Annotated in this window: 11 protein-coding genes; 5 read left to right on the top strand and 6 right to left on the bottom strand. The window is 67.8% G+C overall.

Annotated elements, in window-relative coordinates:
• Positions 1 to 19: 19 nt before the first annotated feature.
• From KUTG_RS66825 to KUTG_RS46940, 3 genes are all read left to right on the top strand, one after another.
• Positions 20 to 2110 (top strand): RICIN domain-containing protein, encoded by a 2091-nt coding sequence (locus KUTG_RS66825; RefSeq protein ID WP_052396264.1) that lies wholly within the window; start codon positions 20 to 22, stop codon positions 2108 to 2110.
• 222 nt (positions 2111 to 2332) lie between these two features.
• Entirely contained in the window at positions 2333 to 3067 is a 735-nt protein-coding gene (locus KUTG_RS46945) for a GH12 family glycosyl hydrolase domain-containing protein (RefSeq protein ID WP_043726398.1), read from the top strand.
• 533 nt (positions 3068 to 3600) lie between these two features.
• A complete protein-coding gene (locus KUTG_RS46940; protein WP_232241551.1) occupies positions 3601 to 4926 on the top strand; it encodes an arabinofuranosidase catalytic domain-containing protein in 1326 nt (441 codons plus the stop codon).
• A 66-nt stretch (positions 4927 to 4992) separates the two neighbouring features.
• Here the strand turns inward: KUTG_RS46940 and KUTG_RS46935 are convergent, their stop codons facing one another.
• The 4 genes from KUTG_RS46935 to KUTG_RS57425 all read right to left on the bottom strand — a co-directional run bounded on the left by KUTG_RS46935 (position 4993) and on the right by KUTG_RS57425 (position 8225).
• On the bottom strand, positions 4993 to 6021 hold the full coding sequence (locus tag KUTG_RS46935; protein ID WP_043726396.1) for a LacI family DNA-binding transcriptional regulator: 1029 nt from the start codon (positions 6019 to 6021) through the stop codon (positions 4993 to 4995).
• Between the two features lie 167 nt (positions 6022 to 6188).
• Positions 6189 to 6755 carry a substrate-binding domain-containing protein gene (locus KUTG_RS46930; protein ID WP_052396263.1) on the bottom strand — a complete coding sequence of 189 codons (567 nt, stop codon included), beginning with the start codon at positions 6753 to 6755 and terminating at the stop codon, positions 6189 to 6191.
• A gap of 329 nt (positions 6756 to 7084) precedes the next feature.
• Positions 7085 to 7444, bottom strand: a complete 360-nt coding sequence (locus tag KUTG_RS66820) for a LacI family DNA-binding transcriptional regulator (protein WP_198047587.1) — start codon at positions 7442 to 7444, stop codon at positions 7085 to 7087.
• 376 nt (positions 7445 to 7820) lie between these two features.
• Positions 7821 to 8225: an amidohydrolase family protein gene (locus KUTG_RS57425; RefSeq protein WP_255361057.1), complete on the bottom strand. Its 405-nt coding sequence runs from the start codon at positions 8223 to 8225 to the stop codon at positions 7821 to 7823.
• A 1259-nt stretch (positions 8226 to 9484) separates the two neighbouring features.
• On the opposite strand from KUTG_RS57425, the gene KUTG_RS46915 reads away from it, so the two are divergent.
• The gene (locus KUTG_RS46915) at positions 9485 to 9802 is read left to right on the top strand and encodes a MerR family transcriptional regulator (RefSeq protein WP_043733181.1); all 318 of its coding nucleotides are present in this window, start codon (positions 9485 to 9487) and stop codon (positions 9800 to 9802) included.
• Positions 9803 to 10017: 215 nt separating this feature from the next.
• Here KUTG_RS46915 and KUTG_RS46910 read toward each other — a convergent pair whose 3' ends face one another.
• Both KUTG_RS46910 and KUTG_RS46905 read right to left on the bottom strand, forming a co-directional pair.
• Complete coding sequence (locus KUTG_RS46910; protein ID WP_198047586.1) at positions 10018 to 10458, bottom strand: ATP-binding protein; 441 nt, start codon at positions 10456 to 10458, stop codon at positions 10018 to 10020.
• A gap of 142 nt (positions 10459 to 10600) precedes the next feature.
• The gene (locus KUTG_RS46905) at positions 10601 to 11011 is read right to left on the bottom strand and encodes a hypothetical protein (RefSeq protein ID WP_052396260.1); all 411 of its coding nucleotides are present in this window, start codon (positions 11009 to 11011) and stop codon (positions 10601 to 10603) included.
• Between the two features lie 205 nt (positions 11012 to 11216).
• On the opposite strand from KUTG_RS46905, the gene KUTG_RS46900 reads away from it, so the two are divergent.
• A complete protein-coding gene (locus KUTG_RS46900) occupies positions 11217 to 13754 on the top strand; it encodes an excinuclease ABC subunit UvrA (protein ID WP_052396259.1) in 2538 nt (845 codons plus the stop codon).
• Positions 13755 to 13769: the final 15 nt, after the last annotated feature.

The following is a 13769-nucleotide window of genomic DNA, read 5'->3' as shown; positions in this document are numbered from 1 at the left end:
GCGGCAGGGAGGGTCATCGATGCACCTGGCCGATCAACGCAGATCCACGTCACGACTGCTGGTTCCTCAGCGCACCGGGCTGGCCGGCCTGGTCGGCATCGCTCTGGCGGTGGTCACCGTGTTCGCGGCCACCACCGCCGGCGCGGCCACGCCGGCCGAGGTCGTCGCCGTGGCGCCGTCGGACTCCCCCGGCACGATCGTCGCGAACGCGGCGAACGTCGTGCCGTCGGCCCGGCAGCTGGCCTGGGAACGGGCCGAGCGGATGGCGTTCATCCACTTCGGTGTGAACACCTTCGACGGCCGGGAGTGGGGCACCGGCACCGAGGACCCGAACATCTTCCAGCCCACCGGGCTGAACACCGACCAGTGGGCGACCTCGCTGAAGGACGCCGGGTTCAAGGGCGCCGTCCTGACCGCCAAGCACCACGACGGCTTCCTGCTGTTCCCCTCGAAGTACTCCTCGTTCGGCGTCGCGTCGGACCACGCCTGGCAGGGCGGCCAGGGCGACGCGGTGAAGAACTTCACCGACTCCATGCACCGCGACGGCCTGAAAGCGGGCATCTACCTGTCGCCGGCCGACCTGCACGAGAACCAGCCCGGCGGCAAGTTCGCCAACGGCAGCCCGTCCCGGCCGGTGACCATTCCCAGCGACCCCTCCGAGGTCGTCAACGGCATCACGTTCCACCTCAACTCCGACGACTACAACGCCTACTACGAGAACACGCTCTACGAACTGATGTCCCGCTACGGCAGCATCGACGAGCTGTGGCTGGACGGCGCCAACCCGACCGGCCGCAACCAGCCGTACAACTTCAGCGACTGGATCCAGATCGTCCGCGCGCTGCAACCCACCGCGTCGATCGAGAACGACGGCGGGCCGGACATCCGCTGGGTCGGCAACGAGAACGGCTACGCCCGCCAGTCCGAGTGGTCGGTCGTGCCCTACAACGGCAACGCGGCGACCGCCGCCGACACCATCATCAATCCGCCCGGCGGCTACGCCGCGCCCGATCTGGGCAGCGACGGCCTGCTGTCCCAACGCAAGCAGGACGGGACCAGCGCCTGGAACCTGCTGCGCTGGTCTCCTCCCGAGTGCAACGGCACGCTCTCGGCCAACCACAACTGGTTCTGGCAGCCCGGTGACACCTGGCGCAGCGTGCCGGACCTGGAGGACATGTACTACAACTCGGTGGGGCGCAACTGCAACTTCCTGCTGGACGTCCCGCCGAACCGCCAGGGCGTATTCGACCAGTCGGCGGTGACCGTGCTGTCCCAGCTCAACGCCAGGATCACCGGGACGTTCGGCGTCAATCTCGCCGGCGGCGCCACCGCGGCCGACGACGGCGGCACCTCGAACACCACGGGCCACGCCCCGAACCTGACCCTGGACGGCAACCTGGACACCTCGTGGCAGCCCACCGGCGCCACCGGCGCGCTGGTGCTGACGCTGCCCGGCACACAGACGTTCGACGTCATCTCGGCACAGGAGGACCTGCACGTCGGCCAGCGCGTCGAGTCCTATGCCGTGGACGCGTGGAACGGCAGCTCCTGGAACCAGATCGCCAACGACACCACCATCGGCCAGAAGAAGCTCATCCGCCTGTCCTCGCCGGTCACCACCGATCGGGTTCGGTTGCGTATCACCGGTTCCCGGTCCACGCCGACCATCGCCGAGTTCGGTCTGTTCAAGCGTCCGGGCGGTGCCACCGCGCCCGGGAGCGTCGCCTCCGCCGCGTCCGGCAAGTGCCTGGACGTCAACGGGAGCAGCACGACGCCGGGCAGCCAGGTCCAGATCTGGGACTGCGACGGCGCGGCCAACCAGGGCTGGACCCACACCTCGGGCAACCAGCTCGCGGTGTACAGCGGAAGCAGCCAGCTCTGCCTTGACGCGTACGGCCAGGGAACCACGTCCGGCACGAAGGTCGTCACCTGGACCTGCAACGGCCAGGCCAACCAGCAGTGGAACGTCAACCCCAACGGCACCATCACCGGCGTCCAATCAGGACTGTGCCTCGACGTGACCGGGGCCGGCACCACCAACGGCACTCCGGTCGAGCTGTGGAGCTGCAACGGCCAGAGCAACCAACAGTGGCGGGTCGCCCCCGCGTAGCGAACTCACGACGCGGAACTCCCCGGTCCGGCGTGCGCACTGACCGCACGCCGGACTGTCGCGCGTCGGTCGCACGCTTCCGTCGAAACACGTCGAACGCCTGCGGCTGCTCACCGACAGACCTTCCGCGCGTCGAACGGGCGTCGAAAGCCTTGACGTGAGGGGAACTTCGTGCCGATGATTCGAAGCGCTTCACCCATACCTCAACGTAGAGGAATCCTCATGTCTCACACCCTGCTCAAGCGCCGGTTCACCGGACTGAAGCGAACAGTCATCGCGCCGGCGGCCGCGTTGCTCACCGCCTGCCTGGCCCTGACCGTGGCCGCCACACCCGCCTACGCCGCAACCTGGGGCTCCTCCGACCAGTGGGCGTCGTGGAGCAACGGCGGCTACACGCTGTACAACGACGTCTGGGGCAACGGGGCCGGCCCACAGTCGATCTGGGCGAACTCCTACAGCAACTGGGGAGTGTGGTCGAACCAGCCCAACACCGGAGGCGTGAAGTCCTATCCGAACGCCACCAGATGGGTCGGCACGCCGATCAACTCGCTGAACTCGGTAACCTCGGGCTTCACCGTCTCGGTGCCGTCGGGCGGCGCCTACGAGACCACCTACGACATCTGGGACTCGTCCAACTCCAACGAGATCATGTTGTGGCTCAACCAGACCGGACCGGTCGGGCCGATCGGCTCCTACGTGACGACCGTGTGGCTCGGCGGCTACAACTGGAACGTCTACAAGGGATGGAACGGAGCCAACAACGTCTACTCCTTCCTCAACACCGGCAGCTCGACGTCCGGGACCGTCAACATCCTCGACGTCATGAGATGGCTGGAGAACAGCGCACATTGGATCGGCAACGTCACCCTGGGCAACGTCCAGTTCGGCTGGGAGATCACCTCGTCCAGCGGTGGCATGAACTTCCAGACCAACGGCTACTGGGTCGCCTACAACTGATCGGCCGGCCCCCTCGACGCATCTTGACGACGCGTCCATCTGGGGGCGATAGTGATGGCCGCCACGCACGGTCCCCGAAGTCCATCCCGAGCCATCTCCTTCGCCCTCAAATATGTTAGCGCTAACAGTCCCTGCGGTTCCCGAGCACCGAAGCACCACCCGCCATGAACAAGGGAGTTCACATATGGCCTTACGACCGTGGAAGTCACGCACCGGGCGGCTGCTTCTGACCGCGGGCGCCGCGGCACTGCTCGCGGCCGTCACCGGTGAATTGATTAATCTTTATAACGGATGCAATTGATCTGCTCGTATGTGTTTTACGCAAGACGTTGGCCAGAGAAGAGGGCCCCCGTGGTCGATCACACGATTGATCACTGTAAACGTACGCTTACTCCATCTGATCCTTAGGAGGCACCCTGCGGGCTTCTACCAATCAGCGACAGTATAGGTTCCCGCAAAACCCCAGCGATGCTAAATCGGACTCGCGGCGGGATAAGCTGCCTAGAACCGTCTGGCACTCTGATCAATCTCGACTGCTAGGTTCGCTGGGTGATCGTCCCATCACCACCCGGGCGCTCTCCGGCTCGTACTCGGGCAGCCTCTACCAGGTCAGGCGCTCGTCGGACAACGCGACCAGGGACATCGGCGTGACCAGCGCCGGCGGATACGCCGACGCCGCCGCGCAGGACTCCTTCTGCGCCAACACGACGTGTCTCATCACGATCATCTACGACCAGTCCGGCAAGGGCAACAACCTCACCCAGGCGCCCGCGGGCGGCGCCGCCGGCGGGCCGGACAACCTGGCCAACGCCACCGCCGCACCCACAACCCTCAACGGGCACAAGGCCTACGGTGTCTACGTGGCCGCCGGCACCGGCTACCGGAACAACCACACCTCGGGCATCGCGACCGGCGACCAGCCGGAGGGCATGTACGCCATCCTTGACGGCACCCACTTCAACGGCGGCTGCTGCTTCGACTACGGCAACGCGGAAACCAGCAGCAACGACACCGGCAACGGGCACATGGAGGCCATCTACTTCGGCAACATCAAGGTCTGGGGCTACGGCGCCGGCAACGGTCCCTGGGTGATGGCCGACCTGGAGAACGGGCTGTTCTCCGGGGTGAACGCCGGGTACAACGCCAACGACCCGAGCGTCAACCACCGCTACCTGACCGCCATCGTCAAGGGAGAGCCGAACCAGTGGGCCATCCGCGGCGGCAACGCCCAATCCGGCGGTCTGTCGACGTTCTACAGTGGACAGCGGCCGAACGTCTCGGGCTACAACCCGATGCACAAGGAGGGCGCGATCATCCTCGGCATCGGCGGTGACAACAGCAAGGGCTCCGCCGGCACCTTCTACGAAGGTGTGATGACGTCCGGCTACCCGTCCGACGCCACCGAGAACGCGGTGCAGGCCAACATCACCGCGGCCGGTTACGGCGCCGGCGGCACCGGCGCGAGCAGCGGCCCGCTGCACGCGGTCGGCGCGGGCAAGTGCCTGGACGTGCCGAACGGGACCACGACCCTGGGCACCCAGACGCAGATCTACACCTGCAACGGCCAGGCCGCCCAGAACTGGACGCGGACGTCGTCCAACCAGCTGACGGTCGCGCTCGGCGGCACGACGTTGTGCCTGGACGCGTACGGCCAGGGCGCCACGGCCGGAACCAAGGTCGTGACCTGGTCCTGCAACGGGCAGGCCAACCAGCAGTGGAACGTCAACTCCGACGGCACGGTCACCGGCGCGCAGTCGGGGCTCTGTCTGGACGTGACGGGCGCGTCCACCGCCGACGGGGCGCTGGCCGAGCTGTGGAGCTGCAACGGGGGCAGCAACCAGCAGTGGACCCTGGGGTAAGCGAGGCTTGCCGCAGGTGCGTGCCGGGGCAGCGTTTATCGCGCCCCGGCACGTGACTATGTGCGGTCAGGCCGACTCACGGACCACGAGTCGCGTGTCCAGGACCGCTCGGCGGCGGTGCGGGGCCGGCGTCTGGATCAGTGTGAGCAGTTCCCTGACCATCAGGCCGCCCATGTCCTCGATCGGCTGGCGCACGGTGGTGAGCTGGGGTTCGGTCTGCCGGGCGATCGGCGAGTCGTCGAAACCGACGACGGCGATGTCCTGGGGCACCCGCCGGCCATGCCGGCGTAACGCGCGTAACGCCCCGGCGGCCATCAGGTCGGAGGCGCAGAAGATCGCGTCCACGTCGGGCTGCCGGTTCAGCAGCAGTTGCACGGCATGGTCGCCGGAGGACTGGCCGAAGTCGCCGTAGGCGATCAGCCGGGGATCGAACCGGCCGACGTCCAGCAGCGCGGCCCGGTAGCCGGCGAGGCGGTCCACTCCGACGGCCATGTCCCCGGGACCGGCGATCGTCGCGATCGTCCGTCGCCCGGATTCGATCAGGTACCGCACGGCACGCTCGGCGCCGCCGCGGTTGTCCGCGTCCACATAGCACAGGTTCTCGGCGTCCGGGCCGATCGGACAACCGCAGAACATCACCGGCACGGACACGTCCGCCAGGTCGATGGGACAACGCCCGTGCATGCTGACCAACAGCGCGCCATCGACGCTGCCGCCTCGCAGATAGCGCACGGCGGCGGACTGGTAGTCCTGGGGCGAGCGAAGCATGAGCAGCACCAACTGCAACCCGGTCGGCGCCAGCTCGCGGCTGGCGCCCCACAGCACGCGCGCGAAGAACGGGTCGGAGAACACGCGGGAGCCCTCCTCGCACACGATGAACGCGATCGAGCCGGTGCGCTCCGGTTCACTGTCGCGTGTCGACCGGCGTCGCGCGTAGCCCAGTTCCGCCATCGCGTTCTCGACCTGTCGCCGGGTCTCCGGCCGAACCTGGTGGAACCCGTTGAGCACACGGGACGCGGTAGCGGGCGAGACGCCGGCCGTGCGCGCCACGTCCGCCAGTGTCGGACGCTCGCCCGAAGTCGGCACCGTGGTCACAGCCACCTCCTGGTCACAACAGCACACACACCGTTACCCCGGTGTCACAGGATGGAACTTGTGGCGGCAATGTCCGTCAACCAGGAGGTGACCGAACCCAGGCACAGGCCATGAAAGTTTCAGAAGCGACCGGATGTCCGCCACAGGGCAGCGCCAGGCCGGTGGAGTCATGTCGATTCGCGCAGCACCAGGCTGGTCGGCAGGACAACCGTCCGGCACCGTCCGTCGGCGGCAAGCAGTTCGGCGACCGACCGCGCTCCCATCTCCTCGACCGGCTGTCGGACAGTGGTCAGCCGCGGCGTCGTGTGCCTGGCCAGTGTGGCGTCGTCGAACCCGATGACGGCCACCTGGTCCGGCACGCGCACGCCCAGCCGGCGCAGTGCGCGCAGCGCGCCGAAGGCCATCAGGTCCGAGGCCGCGAACACGGCGTCGAGCGCTGGATGTCGATCCAGCAAGCGCAACATGGCGTGCTCGCCCGACTCGACGGTGAAGTCCCCACGGCAGACGATCCCGTCCGGCGCCAGACCTCCCTCCGCCAACGCGCTGCGATAGCCGGCCAGGCGGTCGTCGGCCACGATCATGTTGCTCGGTCCCGCTATCGTGGCGATGGCCCGTCGGCCCGACGAGATCAGGTACGACACGGCCTGCCGGGCCCCACCCGTGTTGTCCGCGTCCACACAGGACAGTCCGGCCGCGGCGGGCCGGGCCGACGGAATGTGACAGAATCGGACCATGAGTGCCTTTTATGTCGCGACGTGAGGGTGCCGTACAGATCATAGTGAAAACGTTTCGCAAGCTCGACAAACAAGGTAGTAGAGGTCTCGAGACCCTCGTCTCGTTAGTTCTCCCTATTGCTAGACTAGGTTCACATGGGCTCGATGAGCGTAGCATCACTACAAGAAAGGCCAACTGCCTAATGGTGTATGAAGATGATATCCTCGGTTTGTTCGCAAAATGAAACTGCGGATTTACCTCACAAGGCTGGTGAAGCCCTGTGTTCGTTATAAAAATTGGCACTACCCGGCCGTACAGATGTTTAATTTCCACGAGACTGAATGTTTAGTTATTTTTTGGATGGCGACATAAATGTTCTCATCTGCGCAATATCGCAGGAGGAGGGCCTCGTATTGACTAGGCCTTGTGCTATTGCCTGAAAAAATGAACCGTGATCGGTTGTTCCATCTTCCTGGTATCGCAGCATGTCGTCGAACACGACCACCGACACCGCGCCGCTGTGCCCGCGCACGAGGTGCGGCGACCGCTGGCGCACGTAGCCCAGTTCGGCCACGGCCCGCTCGACGCGAGCCGCGGTGTCCCCGTTCACCGGCGCCGACCGGTTGAGCACCCGTGACGCTGTCGCCACGGAAACGCCGGCCCACCGAGCCACGTCAGCCAGCGTCGGCTGACGGTCGGGTGCGACCATCAAGACACTCCTCACCAGAGCGCGCGCCTCGCGACCTACGCGCTCACGCCGCCGCTCGAATCGAGCGTCCGACCGACGGCCGAGCCACCGGGCCATAATCGAGACAATCGACGCCGTGGATCACACAATGTCGATCGACTGCCACCGAAGGAGACAGGGGTGAATCGAACCACCGATGTCCGTTGTAAATGTTTACATTTCCGTATCCGGCGAACCGGCTGGCCTCGACCGCCCCGCATGCTCGGCAAACGTGGTGGAAGTCGGCGTCAAATGGGACACAGCTGGCAGGGCGGTCATTCGGGTTCTCCGGGAGAGTGCGCGAATTGACACCAAGGCTAGTCACGCACGTCGGTGTTCGACAACATTTCGACGAATGTCACGGCGTGAACGACGCGCATTCCGGCCCGACGTTGAGGGTTCGCCCGTTGAGAACGACGACACCGGCCTTCCTGCCCGGGGTCAGCGATCCGACCATGTCGTCGACATGGGCGGCTTCGACTCCGCCGAGGGTGGCCATGCGGAGGATCTCGCGGGCCGAGACCGGGGCGCTCGCCTCGGCCTGGTGCAGGCTGCCCCGCTGCAAGGCGAACGCCGTCCGCATCTGCGAGAACAGGTCGACGGCGCCGAGGCTGACCGCGTCGGCGCTCGGACCGGTCGCAACGGCGTGGTCGATGGCGGCCTGGATGGCCGGCCGCCCCATGCCCAGGGTCTGCTCGATCAGGCACGAGATCGAGACCTTGCCGCCGGTCCGGGCGATGGTGTGCCAGGTCGAGGTGTCCAGGCCGAGGCAGTGGATGTAGGTGATCCACGGCCCGAGCGGGCCCTCGGTCTCCAGCCCTTCGACGGCGCGACCGAACCAGTCGTTGTCGACGTGTGCGAACGCCGGCAGCTCAAGGTCGCGGGCGAGCCGGAAGTCCGTGGCGTCGGGCAGGTAGCCGGTTGCCGGTGTCCCGGCAGGACGAGTTCACCTTCGGACTGGGACTCCTCGTCAGCGGCCTTGACGAGCTGCGCACGAACCAGCCGTCCTAGCGGCGCAGCCGAGTGGGCACGAGGAGGACGAGCACCGCCGCTCCGCCATCACTCGCAGTCGGACCGGCTCGACAAGGTCGTCACCAGGGTTGGGCGACGCCCGATCGAGCGACGCCAGCCAGTCCCCCACCGGGCGCTCACCTGCGGAAACTCGCCCGCTAGCCAAGACGGGCGATCTCCCGTGCCATCGAAGCCAGAAAATCTATGGTGGCTGGGGTAGACATTCACGCCTGGCCGTGTGTAGTGTCCTCCTCATCACAAGAGAAGAAAACGTCCGTCAGGCACGGGAGATGACGAACTACCCGTGAAGCAGGTGCTGGACGGTCGATGACGGCGGAGCCGATCAGTGAACGGGGCTTCGGCGTCCGGCCAAGGATCGCGTCGGTGGATCGCTTCGACCACAGGATCCCGGCGGCGGTCGAGCAAGGAACGCAAGAGGGATGGACGCGGGAGATGACGAACTACCCGCGAGCATGACGCAGGACGGGGCCCGCCGGAGTCGATCGCCGGCCCGGCGGGCACCGAAGTTCAGCAGTGCAGTGTCGAAAACGCGGTACCGAAAGTGCAGTGTCGAAAACGCAGTGCCAGCAGGACGGTCAGGTGCGCCGGAGCCGATCAGTGAACGGGGTTCCGGCGGGTGGCCAGCGCCATCACGTGCTGGAACCGGAGTATGCAAGGGGTTTCGGCCGGTGGTGGACGCGCAAGCAGACGCAGGACCAGCAGTAGCAGCATCATCAGCAGTTGAAGCAGGTCGGAAAGTCAGAGGAGAAGGGAAGGGTCACACACCGTTGCCTCGCTCGCCGGTTGTGTCTCGCCGCGCGGGTGCCGCAGTCCCATCGGATTGGAAGGTGGTCTCCGGTCACGCAGTTGCGATCTCCGCGGGCTCGGCTTCACACGAGGGCCACGCGGAAACAGAGAACCGATCTGACGGTCGGTTGATGGTGGTGAAACCCTAACCCCTGGGGCCCCGGCGCGACATGCGCCGGGGCCCCTCGTGATGTGGAGGTGTCGATGGTTCCAGAACCCCGCAATTCCGGGGACATGTTCGACGACGAGCACTACCCGGCCTACACCATGGGCCGCGCCGCGGCGATGCTCGGCACCACGGCCGGGTTCCTGCGCAGCCTGGACGAAGCGAAACTGATCAACCCGCAGCGGTCCGACGGCGGCCACCGCCGCTACTCCCGTTACCAGCTGCGTATCGCCGCCCGCGTGCGGGAACTGGTCGACCAGGGCACCGCCCTCGACGCCGCCTGCCGCATCGTGACCCTCGAGGACCAACTCAACGAAGCCCAACGCCTCAACACCGAGCTCCGCGACCAGATCTGACCGGCCGGGCGCCGGCACGAGCGGAGCGAGCGAACCGTGTGGATGACCTGGCCGGACACGGCCGTGCCAGGGCCGGCAGGTCATCCCGAGTCGCTCAGGCCGACGGCGTCGCCGGCTGAAGCGACTCGTCCGGCGGCTCTCCGTCGGCCAGGCGCTGCCACCGCGTGGTTTCCGGTGCCGGGCGGTCGACCATGGTCCAGCCGGCCCCGGTCGGCTCAGGCCGTTGACTGCGGACACGGCCAGCGCATTCGCACCAGTGTGCCCGAGGCGTTGCGACACAACTCGACCTCGGCGGCCAGCTTCTCGATCATCAGCAACCCGCGCCCCCGCCACGACGGGGCCGAGTCCGGCTCTCGGGGCTTCCACCGACCGTGATCGGCGACGACGACGGTCAGGATGTCCGCCTCGCGGTCGGCGTACAGGTCGAACACCCGGTGTGTGGCGCCGGCGGGATACGCGTGGTCGATGACGTTGGCCATCGCCTCGTACACCGCCAGTCCGATGTCGTCGACGATCTCCCGCGACCGGCACACCGCCCGGGCCCAGCGCAGCACCGCCGCTCGGACCGCCCCGGCCTGCTCGGCGACTGCCGGCACCGCACGCAGGTGCAGGGCCGTTCCCACGGGATCGGTCGGCAAGCTACCGGGATCGTCCACCCGTTCCCCCACCTCCGCTCGGCGAACCTCACCGTGACAGTGTGCCCAGCCAACCCCGGAACTATCCCGGCGCAGTCGGAGCCGGTGGTGCTGGACCTGAGCAGCGTGACGTTCCTGGCCTCCGGCGTTCGGTCAGCACGGCTCAGTCGGCGCGTCCGGACGGAACCTGAGGAGCGCGCCGGTAGGTGGCCAGCGACACGACGGCCAGCGCGGTGTTCACCGCTGAGATGGCCGTGGTGAACTTCGCGGCCTTGGCCGGGAGCTCGCCCCGCCATCCGGCATACGCCGCCGCCGCGGTGTCGGAGGCGTGAATCAACACGGCCTGGGACAGGACTCGACGGGCGGACGCGTCACCCGCGCGCAACGTCAGCAGATCGAGCCCCAGCACGATCGTCCGCACCCCGAACATCCGCGCCGGATAGACGAACCGCTTGTCCTCCCCCAGCTCGCCGCCGAGCTGCGCGGCCATCCGCCGGGCCGCGAACAGCCCCACCACGCCGTTGAAGATCCGGATGCCCGCCAGCGCGGTCCGCGTCAGATCACCAGTGTTCATCTGTCCCACCGTCAGTTCTCGTCCGTCCGGCTCTCGCCGCTCGCATGTGCAGCCTTGCTCATCTCCGGTCCGTCCGCCCGCGACTCTGATCATGTGCGCGCGGCGGACAGCCCGTCGCGGCAGGCTCCGTCGGTTACGTTGAGGTAACCGACGCTCGGATGCGACGCTGAGCGCACGACCAGCACCCGGCATTTCGAGGAGCGCCTTGACCGACCCCGTGAAGCCCCGTGCCGGCCGGCGCACCGATCCAGCCTCGATCGAGGTACGCGGCGCCCGCGTCCACAATCTCCAGGACGTCGACGTGTCCGTCCCCTTGCGACAGATGGTCGCCGTCGTCGGCGTGTCGGGCTCGGGAAAGTCGTCGCTCGCGCTCGGCGTGCTGTACGCGGAGGGGTCACGGCGGTACGTGGAGGCGCTCTCGACGTACACCCGCCGGCGGCTGTCGCAGGCGGCCCGCGCGTCGGTCGACAGCGTCGAGCACGTGCCGGCCGCGCTGGTCCTCCGGCAGCGGCCCGGTGTGCCCGGGGTTCGCTCGACGTTCGGCACGTCGACCGAGCTGCTGAACGTGCTGCGGCTCTTGTTCTCCCGACTGGGCTCGCACCTCTGCCCCAACGGTCACCGGCAGGCGCCGACCATCGACGTCGCGCTCGGTCTGACGCTGACGTGCCCGGAGTGCGGGGTGGAGTTCGCCCCTCCGGGCGCGGAGTCGATGGCCTTCAACTCCGACGGCGCGTGCCCCCGCTGCACCGGCACGGGTGCGGTGCGGGAGGTGGACGAGGCCGCGCTCGTCCCCGACCCGACGCTGTCGATCAGCGACGGGGCGGTGGCGCCGTGGTCGATGTTCGGCCTGACAGTCATGCCGCAGGTGGTCGCCGAGTTCGGCGTCCGCGCGGACGTGCCGTACGCGGAACTCACCGACCGCGAGCGGGACATCGTCATGCACGGGCCCGCGGAGAAGCGGCACATCACCGTGCCATCGAAGAACGGCAAGCTCTTCGAGCTGAACTTCACCTACCGCAACGCCCGTCAGGCGGTGCTGGAGGCCCTGGACAACGCCACCAGCGAGCGCGGCCTCAACCGGGTCAACCGGTTCCTCAGCGTCCAGGTGTGCCCGGCCTGTCACGGCACCCGGTTGAGCGAACAGGTCCGGTCCACGCTCGTCGACGGCATCAACCTCGCCGAGGCCACCGCGAAGACGCTGACCGAGGTCCTCGCCTGGGCTCCCGGCGTGGTTCCCGCGTTGCCCGCGTCGATGACCCGGATGGCGGAGAACATTCTCGCCGAGCTGGCGCAGAACGCGCGGCGGCTGGTCGACCTCGGCCTCGGCTACCTGAGCCTCGATCGGGCCGGCTCGACCCTGTCCACCGGCGAACGACAACGCATCCAGCTCGCCCGCGCGGTCCGCAACCGCACCACCGGTGTGCTCTACGTGCTGGACGAACCCTCCGTCGGACTCCATCCATCCAATGTGGACGGACTGCTCGGCGTCGTGCGGGACCTGTTGGACGAAGGCAACTCCGTGGTGCTCGTCGACCACGACGTCCAGGTCGTCCGCGAGGCGGACTGGGTGATCGAGATCGGCCCGGGCGCGGGCGCCGGTGGCGGCCGCATCGTCGCCACCGGCACCGTGGCGGCCATCGGGCGGGCGCCCGAGTCCCTCATGGGCGGGTTCCTCACCGGGCGCGAACCGGTCGTGGTGCGGAAACGGGCGCGCGCGGACGAGATGTTCGCCCACGGCAAGGTGCGGCTCTCGACCGGGCCGCTGCACACCGTGCACGCCGTCGATCTGGCGTTGCCGGCCGGCCGGCTCACCGCCGTCACCGGAGTCTCCGGATCGGGCAAGACCACGCTCGTCCTCGACAGCCTGGTGCCCGGGCTGACCGCCCGGATCGCCGCCACGGCGCTGCCGTCCCACGTCCACGAGCTCGACGCGGGACGGATCACGCGCGTGAACGTCGTCGACGCCACCCCGATCGGCGTCAACGTGCGCTCCACCGTCGCCACCTACAGCGGGGTCCTCGACGATCTTCGCCGCGCCTACGCCCAGACCCCGCGAGCCCGCGAGCTCGGCCTGACGGCCGGTGACTTCTCCTACAACACGGGCTCGCTGAAATGCCCACGCTGCGAAGGCGCCGGCCAGGTTTCGCTCGACGTCCAGTTCCTGCCCGACGTCGACATCGTCTGTCCCGAATGCGACGGTTCCCGGTACGCGCCGGCGGCCGGCGACATCCGCCGCCCGGCCGACGACCTCGCGCTTCCCGAGGTGCTCGCGCTGACGGTCACGCAGGCGCTGGACCGGATCGGCGACATCCGCCGCGTCCGCACCCGGCTGCAGGCGCTCATCGACCTGGGCCTGGGGTATCTCACGCTCGGCGAAGCCACGCCCGCGCTGTCGGGCGGCGAGGCGCAACGCCTCAAGCTCGCGTCCGAACTCCACCGCGACCAGGCGGACACCCTCTTCGTCTTCGACGAACCCAGTGTCGGCCTGCACCCGCTGGACGTGCGGACCTTGCTCGACGTGCTCCAGCGCCTGTGCGACAACGGGGGCACCGTCGTGGTCATCGAACACGACCTCGACATGATCGCCAACGCCGACCATGTCATCGACATGGGACCTGGCGGCGGCGCGGACGGCGGTCGGATCGTCGCGACCGGCACGCCCGACCAGATCACCCACGTCGCCGACAGCGTGACCGGCCGCTACCTGCGCAGTCACCTCGCCGGCGCCAAGGAGCAGCAATGAGTCGTCGACACCGCA

Origin of the sequence: Kutzneria sp. 744, assembly GCF_000568255.1 — a bacterium.
GTDB lineage: Bacteria > Actinomycetota > Actinomycetes > Mycobacteriales > Pseudonocardiaceae > Kutzneria.
The sequence above is the reverse complement of the archived record's forward strand: the minus strand, read 5'-3'. Positions and strand labels throughout refer to the sequence as shown.